The 15183-nt window shown below is 68.7% G+C and carries 15 protein-coding genes; 11 read left to right on the top strand and 4 right to left on the bottom strand.

The genetic code is table 11. From position 1 onward, the window contains the following. Window positions 1–113 precede the first annotated feature (113 nt). Genes glp through KU887_RS09760 form a run of 3 tightly spaced genes read left to right on the top strand, consistent with a single transcriptional unit; the run spans window position 114 to window position 2125 of the window. Complete coding sequence (gene glp / locus KU887_RS09770) at window positions 114–1361, top strand: gephyrin-like molybdotransferase Glp (protein ID WP_012492667.1); 1248 nt, start codon at window positions 114–116, stop codon at window positions 1359–1361. 19 nt (window positions 1362–1380) lie between these two features. Beyond that, on the top strand, window positions 1381–1638 hold the full coding sequence (gene moaD, locus KU887_RS09765) for a molybdopterin converting factor subunit 1 (protein ID WP_034201638.1): 258 nt from the start codon (window positions 1381–1383) through the stop codon (window positions 1636–1638). Window positions 1639–1648: 10 nt separating this feature from the next. Next, complete coding sequence (locus tag KU887_RS09760) at window positions 1649–2125, top strand: molybdenum cofactor biosynthesis protein MoaE (RefSeq protein ID WP_006482862.1); 477 nt, start codon at window positions 1649–1651, stop codon at window positions 2123–2125. Window positions 2126–2187: 62 nt separating this feature from the next. Here the strand turns inward: KU887_RS09760 and KU887_RS09755 are convergent, their stop codons facing one another. Continuing rightward, on the bottom strand, window positions 2188–2748 hold the full coding sequence (locus tag KU887_RS09755) for a group III truncated hemoglobin (protein WP_034201639.1): 561 nt from the start codon (window positions 2746–2748) through the stop codon (window positions 2188–2190). 253 nt (window positions 2749–3001) lie between these two features. Between KU887_RS09755 and KU887_RS09750 the strand changes: the two genes are divergently transcribed. After that, entirely contained in the window at window positions 3002–3520 is a 519-nt protein-coding gene (locus tag KU887_RS09750) for an Rrf2 family transcriptional regulator (protein ID WP_006484059.1), read from the top strand. Between the two features lie 145 nt (window positions 3521–3665). Then, window positions 3666–6263 carry an ATP-dependent chaperone ClpB gene (gene clpB / locus KU887_RS09745; protein WP_006496391.1) on the top strand — a complete coding sequence of 866 codons (2598 nt, stop codon included), beginning with the start codon at window positions 3666–3668 and terminating at the stop codon, window positions 6261–6263. Window positions 6264–6392: 129 nt separating this feature from the next. Here clpB and KU887_RS09740 read toward each other — a convergent pair whose 3' ends face one another. Beyond that, window positions 6393–6824 (bottom strand): YidB family protein, encoded by a 432-nt coding sequence (locus tag KU887_RS09740; protein ID WP_006484058.1) that lies wholly within the window; start codon window positions 6822–6824, stop codon window positions 6393–6395. A gap of 88 nt (window positions 6825–6912) precedes the next feature. Further along, complete coding sequence (locus KU887_RS09735) at window positions 6913–7524, bottom strand: helix-hairpin-helix domain-containing protein (protein WP_006496393.1); 612 nt, start codon at window positions 7522–7524, stop codon at window positions 6913–6915. Window positions 7525–7811: 287 nt separating this feature from the next. Here KU887_RS09735 and KU887_RS09730 point away from each other — a divergent pair, with 287 nt between their 5' ends. Together KU887_RS09730 and KU887_RS09725 are read left to right on the top strand one after the other, a co-directional pair. Then, window positions 7812–8273: a MerR family transcriptional regulator gene (locus KU887_RS09730; RefSeq protein ID WP_006484054.1), complete on the top strand. Its 462-nt coding sequence runs from the start codon at window positions 7812–7814 to the stop codon at window positions 8271–8273. After that, entirely contained in the window at window positions 8257–8691 is a 435-nt protein-coding gene (locus KU887_RS09725) for a carboxymuconolactone decarboxylase family protein (protein WP_258250038.1), read from the top strand. The genes KU887_RS09730 and KU887_RS09725 overlap by 17 nt, the downstream gene beginning before the upstream one ends. Window positions 8692–8710: 19 nt before the next feature. Here the strand turns inward: KU887_RS09725 and KU887_RS09720 are convergent, their stop codons facing one another. Continuing rightward, the gene (locus KU887_RS09720) at window positions 8711–10630 is read right to left on the bottom strand and encodes a sigma-54-dependent Fis family transcriptional regulator (RefSeq protein WP_080323651.1); all 1920 of its coding nucleotides are present in this window, start codon (window positions 10628–10630) and stop codon (window positions 8711–8713) included. Window positions 10631–11166: 536 nt separating this feature from the next. Here KU887_RS09720 and KU887_RS09715 point away from each other — a divergent pair. The 4 genes from KU887_RS09715 (at window position 11167) to KU887_RS09700 (ending at window position 15181) form a co-directional block, all read left to right on the top strand. Then, entirely contained in the window at window positions 11167–12225 is a 1059-nt protein-coding gene (locus KU887_RS09715; protein ID WP_006485073.1) for an ATP-NAD kinase family protein, read from the top strand. A gap of 59 nt (window positions 12226–12284) precedes the next feature. Then, window positions 12285–13061 carry an SDR family NAD(P)-dependent oxidoreductase gene (locus tag KU887_RS09710; protein ID WP_006496398.1) on the top strand — a complete coding sequence of 259 codons (777 nt, stop codon included), beginning with the start codon at window positions 12285–12287 and terminating at the stop codon, window positions 13059–13061. Between the two features lie 77 nt (window positions 13062–13138). Then, a complete protein-coding gene (locus tag KU887_RS09705; protein WP_258250037.1) occupies window positions 13139–14122 on the top strand; it encodes a thiamine pyrophosphate-dependent dehydrogenase E1 component subunit alpha in 984 nt (327 codons plus the stop codon). A gap of 54 nt (window positions 14123–14176) precedes the next feature. Further along, on the top strand, window positions 14177–15181 hold the full coding sequence (locus tag KU887_RS09700) for an alpha-ketoacid dehydrogenase subunit beta (RefSeq protein ID WP_006485069.1): 1005 nt from the start codon (window positions 14177–14179) through the stop codon (window positions 15179–15181). Window positions 15182–15183 lie beyond the last annotated feature (2 nt).

The raw sequence follows: 15183 nt of genomic DNA, 5'->3' as shown, positions 1-15183 counted from the left end.
CCAGACCCGCGCGTTCGCGCCGATCACAGTCTTCGCATGCTCGCCATATCGCGCGTGCGCGTGACGGCGTCGCTACAATGACGGTTTGATTCCAACGATCCCCGATTCCATCGATGTCGAACCCGAATCCCGCGGCGCCGCGCGCGCCAATGCTGTCGACCGCCGAGGCGCTCGCCGCGCTGCTCGATGCCGCGAAGCCGCTGCCCGGCGCCGAAACCGTCGCCACGCTCGACGCGCTCGGCCGCGTGCTGGCGGCCGACGTCAGCTCGCCGCTCGACGTGCCGCCGATGCACACGAGCGCGATGGACGGCTATGCGGTGCGCGTCGCCGACCTGCTGCACGGCGATCGACGGTTGCCGGTGTCGCAACGCATTCCGGCTGGCCATCCGGCGCAACCGCTTGCGGCCGGCACGGCCGCGCGGATCTTCACCGGCGCGACGGTGCCGCCCGGCGCCGACGCGGTCGTGATGCAGGAGCAGGCGTCGGCCGACGGCGACGCGGTCGAGATCCTGCACACGCCGAAGGCAGGTGAATGGATCACCGCGCAGGGCGCGGACATCCGCCAGGGGGCGGTGATCCTGCCGGCCGGCACGCGGCTCACGCCGCAGGCGCTGGGTCTCGCCGCATCGGTCGGCTGCGCGCAGCTGTCGGTCGCGCGGCGGATTCGCGTGGCGGTGTTCTTCACCGGCGACGAACTGACGATGCCCGGCGAGCCGCTGAAACCCGGCGCGATCTACAACTCGAACCGCTTCACGCTGCGCGGGCTGCTGGAGCGGCTGGGCTGTCACGTGACCGACTACGGCATCGTGCCCGACTCGCTGGCCGCGACCCGCGACACGCTGCGGGAGGCCGCCCGCGATCACGACGTGATCCTGACGAGCGGCGGCGTGTCGGTCGGCGACGAGGATCACGTGAAGCCGGCCGTCGAGGCGGAAGGGCGGCTCGCGCTGTGGCAGATCGCGATGAAGCCCGGCAAGCCGCTCGCGTATGGTGCCGTGCGCCGCGGCGACGAGCGCGCCGACGCGCATTTCATCGGGCTGCCCGGCAACCCGGTCTCGAGCTTCGTCACGTTCCTGCTGTTCGTGCGGCCGTTCCTGCTGCGCCTGTCCGGCGTGCGCGACGTCGCGCCGCGCGCGTTGTCGCTGCGTGCCGATTTTTCGCAGAGCAAGGGCGACCGGCGCAACGAATTCCTGCGTGCGCGCGTGAATGCGGCCGGCGGCCTCGACCTGTTCCCGAACCAGAGCTCGGCCGTGCTCACGTCGACGGTCTGGGGCGACGGCCTGATCGACAATCCGCCGCAGCACGCGATCAGCGCCGGCGAGACCGTGCGTTTCATTCCGTTTTCCGAACTGCTGTCGTAACGCGACGGCTTCCCGAACCATGAAGATTCAGCTGAAATTTTTTGCAAGCGTGCGCGAAGCGCTGGGCGTCGCCGATGAAGAAGCCAACGTACCGGACGGCGTGACGACCGTCGGCGACGTGCGGGCGTGGCTGCGCGTGCGCGGCGGCGCGTGGGCCGACACGCTCGCCGAAGGGCGCGCGTTGCGCATGGCGTGCAACCACGAGATGACCGATCCCGACACGCGGCTCACCGAAGGCTGCGAGGTCGCGTTCTTTCCGCCGGTGACGGGCGGTTGAGGGCCGGGCGATGGCAACGGTACGAGTCCAGACCGACGATTTCGATCTGAATGCCGAAGTCGCGGCATTGCGGGCGCGCAACCCGAAGATCGGTGCGGTCGCGTGCTTCGTCGGCACGGTGCGCGACCTGAACGAAGGCGAGTCGGTCGCCGCGATGGAGCTCGAACACTATCCCGGAATGACCGAGAAGGCGCTCGAGAAGATCGCGGCCGAGGCCGGCCGGCGCTGGCCGGGCATCGACGTCGCGATCGTGCATCGCGTCGGCAGGCTGTTGCCGCTCGACCAGATCGTGATGGTCGCGACGGTCGCGTCGCACCGCGGCGATGCGTTTGCATCGTGCGAATTCGTGATGGATTACCTGAAGACCGAAGCGCCGTTCTGGAAGAAGGAAACGACGCCGGACGGCGAGCGCTGGGTCGATGCGCGCAGCACCGACGACGCCGCGCTCGCGCGCTGGGGCGTCGAGTCGGGCAACACGCGGCGCTGAGCGCGGCGCGCGAACGATGCGGCGATGTGCCGCATGCACGCGATCGTCGCGGGTGACGGACGTTACGCGTCCGGGTCGACGCTGCGCCCGATGATCTTGGTCGGAAACGGCTCGCCGCGGGCCCGCGACGGCAACGCGTGCGAATCGTCGCCCGCGTCGCGACGGCGCGGCGCGATCGCGTCGAGCAGCGCCTGCTGCTCGGGCGGAATCTGGTAATCCCAGCCGAACCGACTCAACTGCAGGCTCTGCGCGATCCGCAGCGCGGGCTCCATGAAACGGAGCGCCGCCGGCGGCGCGTAGCGCGCTTCGACGGTTTTCAGGAACAGCGACAGCCAGCGGCTGAAGTGGGCCGGCTCGATCCCGTCGAGCGGCTGGTGCGCCTGCTGCACGTTGCCGCGATAGCCCTTGGTGCCGAGCACGAGGCTCGACCAGAACGTCACCATCTTCGGCAGATGATCGTCCCAGCGGCCGGCCAGCTTCGCGTCGAACACGGGTCCGAGCAGCGGATCGGCGCGCACGCGGTCGTAGAACGCGTAGACGAGATCGCGGATGTTGTCTTCGGTCGGCTCGGCGTCGCGGGGGCGGGCCGGTGCGGATTCGGGCGAGGCGGGCAGGGCAGTCATGACGAAAATGGCCGGTGGATCGGGGCAGCGACGGCGCGGCGGCACGGGTGACGAGCAGGACGCCGGCCGGATTTTGACGCAAAATAGCGTCCAATAACCCCTGGAAAACGTGTAGATGTCACGCATCTTATTGCGCGCACGCGATCCCGGCAACCCGGGGCCGCGCAACGGCACCATCGATCGGCCCCTGCACGCATCGCGATCGGCTCGGTTCAGGTAATCGGGGCACGATCGATCTTTTCCGTATTCGCTCATGAGACTCACCGACTACACCGACTATTCGCTGCGCGTGATGCTGTACCTGGCCGTGCGCGGCGAGGGGCTCGCGACGATCCAGGAGATCTCGGACGCCTACGGCATCTCGAAGAACCATCTGATGAAAGTGGTGCAGCAGCTCGGCGAGCTGGGCTGGGTCGACACCGTTCGCGGCCGCAACGGCGGGCTGCGGCTGTTCGCCGATTCGCTGCAACTGACGGTCGGCCAGGTGGTGCGGGCGACCGAAAACGACTTCGCGCTGGTCGGTTGCTTTTCGCCCGACGACAGCGAGTCGCGTGGCTGCGTGATCGAGCCGCAGTGCCGGCTGAAGGGCGTGCTCGCGGCCGCGCGCGATGCCTTCTTCGCGGAGCTCGATCGTCACACGATCGGCGAACTGGCCGAGCCTGCGTCGCCGCTCGTGGCGCTGCTCGGCATTCGCCCGGTCGCGCTCGTGCGTGCGGCGCCGGAGCCGGACGAGGTGTCGGCGGCCGCCGAGCCGTCGTCCAAGGCCCACTGACACGCGGGCGCCGCCCATCCCGTCACGCCGCCGGCCGTTTTCAGGCGATCCGGCATTTTTTGCGCTGAATCAACCCGAATTTCGCTTGAAAGCCGCATAACCATCCTCATCTTGGTGTTAATCGAAAATTGGAGGTCTCGACTAAATGAGAATCGACAAGCTCACCACCAAGTTCCAGGAAGCACTCGCGGACGCGCAAAGTCTCGCGGCAGGCCGCGACAATCAATACATCGAACCCGTTCACGTCCTCGCGGCGCTGGTCGCGCAACAGGACGGCTCGGCCCGCTCGCTGATGTCGCGTGCGGGCGTGCACGTGCAGGCGCTGCAAGGCGCGCTGAACGAAGCCATCTCGCGCCTGCCGCAGGTGACGGGTACGGGCGGCGACATCCAGATCGGCCGTGAGTTGGCCGGGCTGCTGAACCAGGCCGACAAGGAAGCGCAGAAGCTCAACGACACGTTCATCGCGAGCGAGATGTTCCTGCTCGCGGTGTCGGACGACAAGGGCGACGCCGGCAAGCTCGCGCGTCAGCACGGCCTCACGCGCAAGGCGCTGGAAGCCGCGATCGCCGCGGTGCGCGGCGGCTCGCAGGTGCACAGCCAGGATGCGGAAAGCCAGCGCGAGGCGCTGAAGAAATACACGGTCGACCTGACCGAGCGCGCCCGCGCGGGCAAGCTCGATCCGGTGATCGGCCGCGACGACGAAATCCGCCGCTCGATCCAGATCCTGCAGCGCCGTACCAAGAACAACCCGGTGCTGATCGGCGAGCCGGGCGTCGGCAAGACGGCGATCGTCGAAGGGCTCGCGCAGCGGATCGTCAACGGCGAAGTGCCCGAGACGCTGAAGGGCAAGCGCGTGCTGTCGCTCGACATGGCCGCGCTGCTCGCCGGCGCGAAGTATCGCGGCGAGTTCGAGGAGCGCCTGAAGGCGGTGCTCAACGACATCGCGAAGGACGAAGGCCAGACGATCGTCTTCATCGACGAGATCCACACGATGGTCGGCGCGGGCAAGGCCGAAGGCGCGATGGACGCGGGCAACATGCTGAAGCCGGCGCTGTCGCGCGGCGAGCTGCACTGCATCGGCGCGACCACGCTCGACGAATACCGCAAGTACATCGAGAAGGACGCCGCGCTCGAGCGCCGCTTCCAGAAGGTGCTCGTCGACGAGCCGAGCGTCGAGGCGACGATCGCGATCCTGCGCGGGCTGCAGGAGAAGTACGAACTGCACCACGGCGTCGACATCACCGACCCGGCAATCGTCGCCGCGGCCGAGCTGTCGCACCGCTACATCACCGACCGCTTCCTGCCCGACAAGGCGATCGACCTGATCGACGAAGCCGCTTCGAAGATCAAGATGGAAATCGATTCGAAGCCCGAAGAGATGGACAAGCTCGACCGTCGTCTGATCCAGCTGAAGATCGAGCGCGAAGCCGTGAAGAAGGAGCAGGACGAAGCGTCGCAGAAGCGCCTGCAGCTGATCGAGGAAGAGATCGAACGCCTCGGCCGCGAATATGCGGACCTGGAAGAGATCTGGACCGCCGAGAAGGCCGCGGTGCAGGGCAGCGCGCAGCTCAAGGAGGAGATCGAGAAGGTGCGGGCGGACATCGCGCGCCTGCAGCGTGAAGGCAAGCTCGAGAAGGTCGCCGAGCTGCAGTACGGCAAGCTGCCGCAGCTCGAGTCGCAACTGAAGCAGGTCACGCAGGCCGAAGAGCAGGAGCAGCACAACCCGACGCGCCCGCGCCTGCTGCGCACGCAGGTCGGCGCCGAGGAAATCGCGGAAGTCGTGTCGCGTTCGACGGGGATTCCCGTGTCGCGGATGATGCAGGGCGAACGCGAGAAGCTGCTGCACATCGAGGAAAAGCTGCATGAGCGCGTGGTCGGCCAGGACGAGGCGATCAGCGCGGTGGCCGATGCGATCCGTCGGTCGCGCGCGGGTCTCGCCGATCCGAACCGTCCGTACGGCTCGTTCCTGTTCCTCGGCCCGACGGGGGTCGGCAAGACCGAGCTGTGCAAGGCGCTGGCGTCGTTCCTGTTCGATTCGGAAGAGCACCTGATCCGCATCGACATGAGCGAGTTCATGGAGAAGCACAGCGTCGCGCGGCTGATCGGCGCGCCGCCCGGCTATGTCGGCTACGAGGAAGGCGGCTACCTGACGGAAGCCGTGCGCCGCAAGCCGTACAGCGTGATCCTGCTCGACGAGATCGAGAAGGCGCATCCGGACGTGTTCAACGTGCTGCTGCAGGTGCTCGACGACGGCCGCATGACGGACGGGCAGGGGCGCACGGTCGACTTCAAGAACACGGTCATCGTGATGACGTCGAATCTCGGCTCGCAGGTGATCCAGGCCATGACCGGCTCGCCGCAGGACGAGATCAAGGACGCCGTGTGGCTCGAGGTGAAGCAGCATTTCCGCCCCGAGTTCCTGAACCGGATCGACGACGTCGTCGTGTTCCATGCGCTCGACCGCAGCAACATCGAGTCGATCGCGAAGATCCAGCTGGCGCGCCTGCACGACCGGCTTGCGAAGCTGGACATGGCGCTCGACGTGTCGCCCGCTGCGCTCGAACAGATCGCGAAGGTCGGCTACGATCCGGTGTTCGGTGCGCGGCCGCTGAAGCGCGCGATCCAGCAGGAGATCGAGAACCCGGTCGCGAAGCTGATCCTCGCCGGCCGCTTCGGTCCGAAGGACGTGATCCCGGTCGACGTCAACGACGGCCAGTTCGTGTTCGACCGCGTCGTGCACTGATCGCCTGCCATCGGCAGCGTGCCCGGTTCGCGCCGGGCGCGCAAAAACAAACACCCCGCCTCGGCGGGGTGTTTGCATATGGAGCGACCGAAACCGCTGCGCGGGATGTCGGCGCGCTGCGCGGCGGGCTTACGCCTGCTTGTTGCCGCCGAACATGCCGGCGAGTTGCGTGAGCGTGCCGAGCACGTTCGACGTGTCGACCTGGCCGCCGGCCGGCACTTCGCCGTTCGGCGTCGCGCCGTTGACGACGTGCGGCAGCACCTGCGCGAGGATCGACGACGCCTGCGACGGATCGATGCCGACCTTGCTCGCGAGCGAGCCGACGACGTCCGAGCCGAGCACGTTCTGCAGCGTATCGGCCGAGATCGGCTGGTTTTCGCCGGTGCCGACCCACGAACCGATGATCTCGCCGGCGCCGCCGGCCTTGAACTTCTCGATCAGCCCGTTCAGGCCGCCCGGCTGGTTGTTGATGAATTCGAGCGCGGTCGTGATCAGCGCGCTTTGGGAGTTGCCGCCGGCCTGGCCGCCGATCAGACCGCCAACGATGTCGAGGAGACCCATGGTTCTTCACCTTCACTGAAAAGGGCGCCGTGACGACGGCGCCCGTTGAACGAATGCCGCGCGCACGCCGTCGCGCGCGCGGCGCACATCAGGCGCCCGACGCCGCGGCGGCGGAGGCTGCCTTGTCCTTCTTGCTCTTCTTCTTCGAACCCTTCGTCGCCTTCGTGGACGACGCGGCCGCCGGTGCGCTCGCACCCGCGTCGGCGGATGCCGCCGCCGCCGCTGCCGCTTTTTCCTTCTTCGACGCACGCTTGGTCTTGGCCGGCTTGGCGGCCGCTTCCGGTGCGCTTGCCGTCGGCGCCGGCGCCGCGGTCGTCGTGCCGGCCGTCGCGGTCGTGGACGTCGACGCGGTGCCTGCCGACGTCGTGGTCGACGTGGTCGCGGACGTCGTCGCGGCCGGCTTCGACAGCTTCACGCCCTTCGGCGGCGTCGATGCGCCGCCGATCGTCAGGCCGTTTTCCTCGAGATGCCCGACCGACTTCGTGCCGAGGCCCTTCACGCGGTTCGCGAGATCGTCGGCGTCCTTGAACGGGCCGTTCTTGGTGCGTTCGTCGATGATCGCCTTCGACTTCACGGGCCCGAGCCCCTTCACGGATTCGAGCGCGGCCTGGTCAGCCGTGTTGACTTCGACGGCCGCGGCAAGGCCGGCGGCGAGCGACAGCGATAGCGCGACGAACAGCATCAGCAGCTTTTTCAGCATGGCAAAGGCTCCCTGGTTCTGACGGATGAATGGCTGTTGCAACGGATGACGACGCGCGAGGTGGCCGGGCGTCGCCGTTAAGCATAGGACAAATGCGTGCCCTTTTTAAGACAGGCTGACCGAATCTTGCTGAAGGCTTGCGGTGCTGTAAAGGCCGAAACCGGTGCCGGGGGCCGATTTTGACCATTCTTTACGGTGTCCGAGGGGGTGTCCCGGGAGAACGTCGCGCTGGCCGTCAGACAGGGCTTGACTTAGAGTGAACTCTAACTCCTAACCTCGTTCCTGCCATGTCGAAAACCGTATCCCAACCCTCCGCCGCCGGTCCGCTGACGATCGGGCAAGTCGCCGAACTGACGGGCGTGTCGACGCATACGTTGCGGTATTACGAGCAGGCCGGGCTGCTGCGCGCGATCTCGCGCACGGCGGCCGGGCACCGGCTCTATGCGCCGGCCGACCTTGACTGGCTGGCTTTCGTGATGCGCCTGAAGGCGACCGGCATGCCGATCGCGCAGATGCAGGCGTTCGCGGTGCTGCGCGAGCAGGGCGAGTCGACGTTCGGCGCGCGGCGCGACTTGCTGGTCGCGCATCGCGACGCGGTGCGCGCGCATATCGCGGAGCTGCAGGCGAGCCTCGACGCGATCGGCGACAAGATCGCGTACTACGAGGCGCAGGAACGGGAAATGGAACGACGGGCGAATCCTTCTCACTCTTTACCGGAACAGGACGGACACGATGGAACGACTCGTTGAGGATCGCTACACGCGCGGCTGGAACAAGCTGAAGGAAATCGACGGCGAAGTGGGCGAGCGCGTGATCGCGGCGCTTGCGCCGATCGCACCGGACTTCGGACGGCTGCTGGTCGAATTCAGCTTCGGCGACATTTACAGCCGGCCGCAGCTCGACCTGAAGGCGCGCGAAATCGCGACGATCGCGGCGCTGGCCGCGCTCGGCAACGCACAGCCGCAACTGAAGGTGCATATCGAGGCCGCGCTGAACGTCGGCTGCACGCGCGACGAGATCGTCGAGGTGTTCATGCAGATGGCCGTGTATGCGGGGATGCCGGCTGCGCTCAACGCGCTGTTCGCCGCGCACGAGGTGTTCACGCGGCGCGACGCAGCGGCCCGCGTGGCGGACGACGCGAACGAAGCGGCCGGGCAGCCCGCATGACGGCGCGTGCGCCGGTGCGTCACGCGCGGTGCGGCGCGACGATCCGGTGCTTCGCGATGCGCCGGTACAGCGTCGCGCGCGAGATGCCGAGCGCCCGGGCGGCCGCGTCGGGCCGCCAGCGATGCGCGGTGAGCGCGGCGACGATGCGGCTGCGTTCATCGTCGGGCAGCGCGCCTGCCGGCGCGCCGCCGAGTTGCGCGGCGAGGTCGGCCGGCAGGTCGCGCCGCGTCACGCGCGCGGCGTCGCACACCGCGCACGCATAGCGCAGCACGTTGCGCAGTTGCCGCACGTTGCCCGGCCATGGGTAGGCGGCGAGCTGTTCGGCGAGCGTCGCGTCGAGCGTGAGCACGTGGCCGGTCGCCTGCGCTTCCTCGGCGAACACGGCGGCGATCACGTCGCGCACGTCCGCGCGTTCGCGCAGCGGCGGCAGGTCGAACGTCGCGCCGCTCAACCGGTAGTACAGATCCTCGCGGAACGTGCCGTCGGCCACCATCCGCGCGAGATCGCGGTGCGTCGCGCAGATCACGTCGAGATCGACGCGCACGGGCGTATCGCTGCCGAGCGGCACGACCTCGCCGTCGGCCAGCACGCGCAACAGGCGCGTCTGCAGCGCGAGCGGCATGTCGCCGATTTCATCGAGAAACAGCGTGCCGCCGTCGGCGAGCGCGATCTTGCCGCGCGCGCCGTGCTTGCGTGCGCCGGTGAATGCGCCGGCCGCGTAACCGAACAGTTCGCTCTCGATCAGCGCTTCGGGCAGCGCGCCGCAGTTGACGGCGACGAACGGCCGCGCGCGCCGCGCGCCGGCGTCGTGGATCGCGCGCGCGAATACTTCCTTGCCGGCGCCGGTCTCGCCGAGCACGAGAATCGGCAGCCGCTTGCTCGCGACGCGCAGCGCGAGTTCGGCCTGTTGCGCGATGCGCGGGTCGCTGCTGTGCAGGAACGGCGTCAGCGCGCCGACGTGACGCGGCGCGGCGCTGCCCGGGCGGCGCGATGCCGCGCCGGGCTCGCGGCCGGTGCGCCGTAGCGGCGCACGCAGCCGTGCGTAGAGCGGCGCGCCGGTCGCGCGCAGCCGCAGCGCGACGATCGCATCGAGCCGCGCGGCGTCGCGCAGCGGCATCTCGGTCGCGTCGAAGATCTCGTCGATATGACGCGGCTCGCACAGCGCCGGCAGCGCGTCGCGCGCGTGCCGGTTCGCGGCGACGATGTTGCCGCATTCGTCGAACGCGATCAGCCACTCCGGTTGCGCCTCGACGTAGTGACGATTCGGATGCCCGAACAATATCCAGTGCTGCGCGGTGCTGTGCACGAAGTAGCCGTCCTCGATCAGCGCCGCGCTCTGCCGCACGAGCTGGTAGACGAGGCGCTGGCTGTCGCGGCCGTCGGGCGAATGCACGGCCGACGCGTCGAGCACGCCGATCAGTTCGCCGCCCGGCGAGAAGATCGGCGCCGCGCTGCACGTGAGCGTCGTGAACGCCGCGCGAAAGTGATCGGTCTTGTGCACGGTGATCGGCGCGAGATCGGTCAGCACGCTCGCGACGCCGCAGGTTCCTTCCTCGCTTTCCGACCAGCACGAGCCGATGTGCAGCCCCGCGTGACGGAAGTCGTTGCGGCGTTCGCGGTCGATCCGGTAGTCGATCGTCACGCCGTGCGCGTCGGTCAGCATCACGCAGTAGTCGGCGACGCGGATCATGTCGTGCAGCCGCGTCAGGCACTGGCCCGACGCGCGCAGGAAGGCTTCCTCCTTGTCGCGCACTTCGCGCAGTTCGGCCGCGGTCAGCACGCGCGGGCCGATCGACGAAGCGGGGTCGAGACGGTAGCGCTCCAGCGATCGTTGCCATGACGACACGAGGCGCGCGGAATCGGCCGGCGCGGGCAGGCGCCCGGCGAGCGCGCCGAGGACACGGTCGGCGTGCTGGGCCTGGGGGACGGCGTAGGGCATGGTCGGCTCCGGTTCCGGACGGCGGGGATGTCGCTGTTCTTGTAGCACATCCGTTCCGGCAGATCACATTGCATCGCAGCACGCGGCGCGCGTGAGACGGTCGTCTCACCGGTATCGCGCCATGTCTCGCGCAGTTGAGACGGCCGCGTGCGTGGCGTGCGGCGCTGGTCCGGCCACGCATCGCCTGCGTGACGCCGCGCAAATGCAGGGGTTTGCGGACGGAACGCCGGGCTTGCACGGGGGCCGCGACGATCGCGTCGACGTATCGACGACGTGAGACGCACCGATGAATTCGCCGCGCGCGGCGTCGTCCCGGCCGCCCATCCGGAACGGGCACCCACCCGCCACGCCAGCGTGCACGCGGGTTTCACGGCTATCGCACGCACGATGGCACGCCGCTTGCAGAGATCACGGGCAAGCCGGCGCGATCGTGTCGGCGACGACGATCCGCCGCTCGTCGATGGCAGCGGACGAAACAGGTGGAGCCGGCGCGCGCGCCAATGCGCCGGCCCCGCCGACTGGATGGAGACAAACCCGTGACGACGCCCGTTACCGTCGGTGTGATCGCGAACCCCGCCTCGGGGCGCGACATCCGCCGCCTCACGACGCATGCATCCGTGTTCCCGACTGCGGAGAAGGCGAACATGATCGTGCGCCTCCTGGCCGGCCTTGGCGCGATGGGCGTCGAGCGCGTGCTGACGCTGCGCGACCGCACGGGCATCGCGACGCTGCTGCTGCGCGCGATCGACACGCATCGCGCGGTCGCGCCGCACGAGCGCTGGCCCGAGGTCGAATTCGTCGACCTGCCGATCACCGATACCGTCGCCGACACGCAGGCCGGCGCGGCCTATCTGCACCGGATGGAAGTGTCGCTGATCGTCGTGCTCGGCGGCGATGGCACCCATCGCGCGGTGGCCGCGCATTGCGGCGCGACGCCGCTCGTCGCGCTGTCCACCGGCACCAACAACGCGTTTCCCGAACATCGCGAGGCGACCGTCGCCGGCGTCGCGGCCGGGCTTGCTGCAACCGGCGCCGTGCCGGCCGAGGTCGCGTTCGTGCGCAACAAGCGGCTCGTCGTGCGCTGCGTCGCGGGCGCGCAGCCCGGGCGCGAGGAGATCGCGCTCGTCGACGTGTGCGCCGCGCGGCAACGCTTCATCGGCGCACGCGCGATTTCCGGCTCCGACGACATCGATTCGCTCTACCTGACGTTCGCGGAACCGGACGGCATCGGCCTGTCCGCGCTCGGCGGCGCATGGGCGCCGCTTGAACGCAGCGCACCGCACGGGCTCGCGATGCGCTTCGCGGAAGCCGGCAAGACGGCCGGCACGCCGCTCGTCGCGCCGATCGCGCCGGGGCGCGTCGACCGTGTCGTGATGCGCAGTTGCGAGCGGCTCGAACCGGGTTCGTGGCACGCGATTCCGTTCGAGCGCGGCACGCTCGCGTTCGACGGCGAGCGCGAGATCGAGGTCGCGCGCGGCGATCGCTACGAGATTGCGCTCGACTGGCGCGGACCGTTGACGGTCGACGTCGGCCGCACGCTGCGCTACGCGTCGTCGCGGCAACTGCTGCGCGACGCCGGCGCATGGCACGACTGACGCTTCGCGGTACGCAACGGCATTTCGCCATCCATCACGATCAACAAGGAGACATCGCCATGACAGCCCCTCTCGAAGGACAGGTCGCCATCGTCACCGGCGGCGCGCGCGGCATCGGCCGCGGCATCGCGCTGACGCTCGCCGGCGCCGGCGCCGACATCCTGCTGGCCGACCTGCTCGACGACGCGCTCGACGCCACCGCGCGCGAGGTGCGTGCGCTCGGCCGCCGCGCGGCGATCGCGAAGGTCGACGTCACGCAGGCCGCGCAGGTCGACGCGATGGTCGCGCAGGCGCTCGCCGACCTCGGCGGGCTCGACATCCTCGTGAACTGCGCGGGCGTGATCAGCATTCATCCGGTCGCCGAGCTGACCGAGCGCGACTGGGATTTCGTGATGAACGTGAACGCGAAGGGCACGTTCCTCGGCTGCCGGGCGGCGCTTGCCCACCTGAAGGCGCAGGGGCGCGGCCGAATCATCAACGTCGCGTCGATCGCGGGCAAGGAAGGCTTTCCGAATCTCGCGCATTACAGCGCATCGAAATTCGCGGTCGTCGGCTTCACCAATGCGCTGGCGAAGGAACTCGCGCGCGACGGCGTGACCGTCAACGCGATCTGCCCCGGCATCGTCCGTACCTACATGTGGGACCGGCTGTCCGACGAATGGAAGACCGACGGCGAATCGGTCGAGCAGTCGTGGCAGCGGCACCAGTTGACGCTGATTCCGCAGGGCCGCGCGCAGACGCCGGAGGACATGGGCCGGCTCGCGCTGTTCTTCGCGACGATGGACAACGTGACGGGCCAGGCCGTGAACGTCGACGGCGGCTTCACGTTCCACTGACGGCCGCAGGCCGTGCAATCCGCCGCCACGGCATGGCCGGGGCGGCATTCGCAGTCAGACCCACCCAGGAGACACACATGACCGCTTCGACACAGCTCAGCAGGGACACGCTGCTGGACGCCTATCGGCTGATGCGCACGATCCGCGAATTCGAGGAGCGCCTGCACGTCGAATTCGCGACCGGCGAGATACCCGGCTTCGTTCACCTGTATGCGGGCGAGGAGGCGTCCGCCGTCGGCACGATGCTGCATCTCGGCCTCGACGACTACGTGGCCACCACGCACCGCGGCCACGGCCATTGCATCGCGAAGGGCGTCGACGTGCACGGGATGATGGCCGAGATCTACGGCAAGAAGACCGGCGTCTGCCACGGCAAGGGCGGCTCGATGCACATCGCCGACCTGTCGATGGGGATGCTCGGCGCGAACGGGATCGTCGGCGCGGGCGGCCCGCTCGTGTGCGGCGCGGCGCTCGCGGCCAAGCACAAGAAGACGGGCGGCGTCGGCGTGTGCTTCTTCGGCGACGGCGCGTCGAACCAGGGCGTGATCTTCGAATCGATGAACCTCGCGTCGGTGTGGCGGCTGCCCGCGATCTTCGTCGCCGAAAACAACGGCTATGCGGAAGCGACGTCGTCGAGCTGGTCGGTCGCGACCGACAACATCGCCGATCGCGCGAACGGGTTCGGGATGCCGGGCGTGATCGTCGACGGCTTCGACTTCTTCGCGGTGCACGAGGCGCTCGGCGAGGCCGTCGAGCGTGCGCGCAACGGCGGCGGCCCGACGCTCGTCGAGGTGAAGTTCACGCGCTATTTCGGCCACTTCGAGGGCGATGCGCAAACCTACCGGGCGCCGGGCGAAGTGCAGAAGCTGCGCGACGAGAAGGATTGCCTGAAGCATTTCGAAACGCGCGTCGTGCGCGCCGAAGTGCTGACGACCGACGACCTGCGCGCGGTCGACGCACAGGTGAAGGCGCTGATCGACGACGCGGTCGCGCAGGCGAAGGCGGCGCCGCTGCCGGATGCCGCCGACCTGCTGGCCGACGTCTACGTGTCGTATCCGTGAGCGCGGCCTGACCCAGCAGCCGGCACGGCGAACCGAACATTCCAGGAGACAGACATGGCAAGGAAGATCACTTATTCGCAGGCGATCAACGAGGCGCTCGCGCAGGAAATGGCGCGCGACGACAGCGTGATCGTGATGGGCGAGGACAACGCGGGCGGCGCGGGCGCGCCGGGCGAGGACGACGCATGGGGCGGCGTGCTCGGCGTGACGAAGGGGCTGTTCCACAAGTTTCCGGGCCGCGTGCTCGATACGCCGCTGTCGGAGGGCGGCTACATCGGCGCGGCGGTCGGCGCGGCCGCGTGCGGGATGCGGCCGGTCGCGGAACTGATGTTCATCGATTTCATGGGTGTGTGCTTCGACCAGATCTTCAACCAGGCCGCGAAATTCCGCTACATGTTCGGCGGCAAGGCCGTGACGCCGGTCGTGATTCGCGCGATGTACGGCGCCGGCCTGCGCGCGGCCGCGCAGCACTCGCAGATGCTCACGTCGTTGTTCACGCACATTCCGGGGCTGAAGGTCGTGTGCCCGTCGACGCCGTACGACGCGAAGGGGCTCCTGATCCAGGCGATCCGCGACAACGATCCCGTGATCTTCCTCGAACACAAGCTGCTCTACACGCGCGAGGGCGACGTCCCGGAGGAATCCTATGCGATTCCGTTCGGCGAGGCGAACGTGATGCGTGACGGCGACGACGCGACGATCGTCACGTACGGCCGGATGGTGCATCTCGCGATGGACGCGGCCGCCAAGCTCGCGAAGGACGGCATCCAGTGCGAGGTGATCGACCTGCGCACGACGTCGCCGCTCGACGAGGAAACGATCCTCGACAGCGCCGAGCGTACCGGGCGCGTGGTGGTCGTCGACGAAGCGAATCCGCGCTGCTCGATCGCGACCGACATCGCCGCGCTCGTCGCGCAGCGCGCGTTCCGGTCGCTGAAGGCGCCGATCGAGCTCGTCACCGCGCCGCATACGCCCGCGCCGTTCGCCGGCGTGCTGGAAGACCTGTATATCCCGTCCGCCGATGCGATTGCGCAGGCGGTCCTGAAGACGAGGAGCTGACA

Source organism: Burkholderia sp. EMB26, from assembly GCF_024730645.1.
In the GTDB taxonomy this organism is placed as follows: domain Bacteria; phylum Pseudomonadota; class Gammaproteobacteria; order Burkholderiales; family Burkholderiaceae; genus Burkholderia; species Burkholderia cenocepacia.
This window is presented reverse-complemented; position numbering and strand designations above follow the sequence as displayed.

Coding starts and splice junctions, on each gene's coding strand:
- glp (WP_012492667.1), top strand. CDS start 114: ATGTCGAACCCGAATCCCGCGGCGCCGCGCGCGCCAATGCTGTCGACC.
- moaD (WP_034201638.1), top strand. CDS start 1,381: ATGAAGATTCAGCTGAAATTTTTTGCAAGCGTGCGCGAAGCGCTGGGC.
- KU887_RS09760 (WP_006482862.1), top strand. CDS start 1,649: ATGGCAACGGTACGAGTCCAGACCGACGATTTCGATCTGAATGCCGAA.
- KU887_RS09755 (WP_034201639.1), bottom strand. CDS start 2,748: ATGACTGCCCTGCCCGCCTCGCCCGAATCCGCACCGGCCCGCCCCCGC.
- KU887_RS09750 (WP_006484059.1), top strand. CDS start 3,002: ATGAGACTCACCGACTACACCGACTATTCGCTGCGCGTGATGCTGTAC.
- clpB (WP_006496391.1), top strand. CDS start 3,666: ATGAGAATCGACAAGCTCACCACCAAGTTCCAGGAAGCACTCGCGGAC.
- KU887_RS09740 (WP_006484058.1), bottom strand. CDS start 6,824: ATGGGTCTCCTCGACATCGTTGGCGGTCTGATCGGCGGCCAGGCCGGC.
- KU887_RS09735 (WP_006496393.1), bottom strand. CDS start 7,524: ATGCTGAAAAAGCTGCTGATGCTGTTCGTCGCGCTATCGCTGTCGCTC.
- KU887_RS09730 (WP_006484054.1), top strand. CDS start 7,812: ATGTCGAAAACCGTATCCCAACCCTCCGCCGCCGGTCCGCTGACGATC.
- KU887_RS09725 (WP_258250038.1), top strand. CDS start 8,257: ATGGAACGACTCGTTGAGGATCGCTACACGCGCGGCTGGAACAAGCTG.
- KU887_RS09720 (WP_080323651.1), bottom strand. CDS start 10,630: ATGCCCTACGCCGTCCCCCAGGCCCAGCACGCCGACCGTGTCCTCGGC.
- KU887_RS09710 (WP_006496398.1), top strand. CDS start 12,285: ATGACAGCCCCTCTCGAAGGACAGGTCGCCATCGTCACCGGCGGCGCG.
- KU887_RS09705 (WP_258250037.1), top strand. CDS start 13,139: ATGACCGCTTCGACACAGCTCAGCAGGGACACGCTGCTGGACGCCTAT.
- KU887_RS09700 (WP_006485069.1), top strand. CDS start 14,177: ATGGCAAGGAAGATCACTTATTCGCAGGCGATCAACGAGGCGCTCGCG.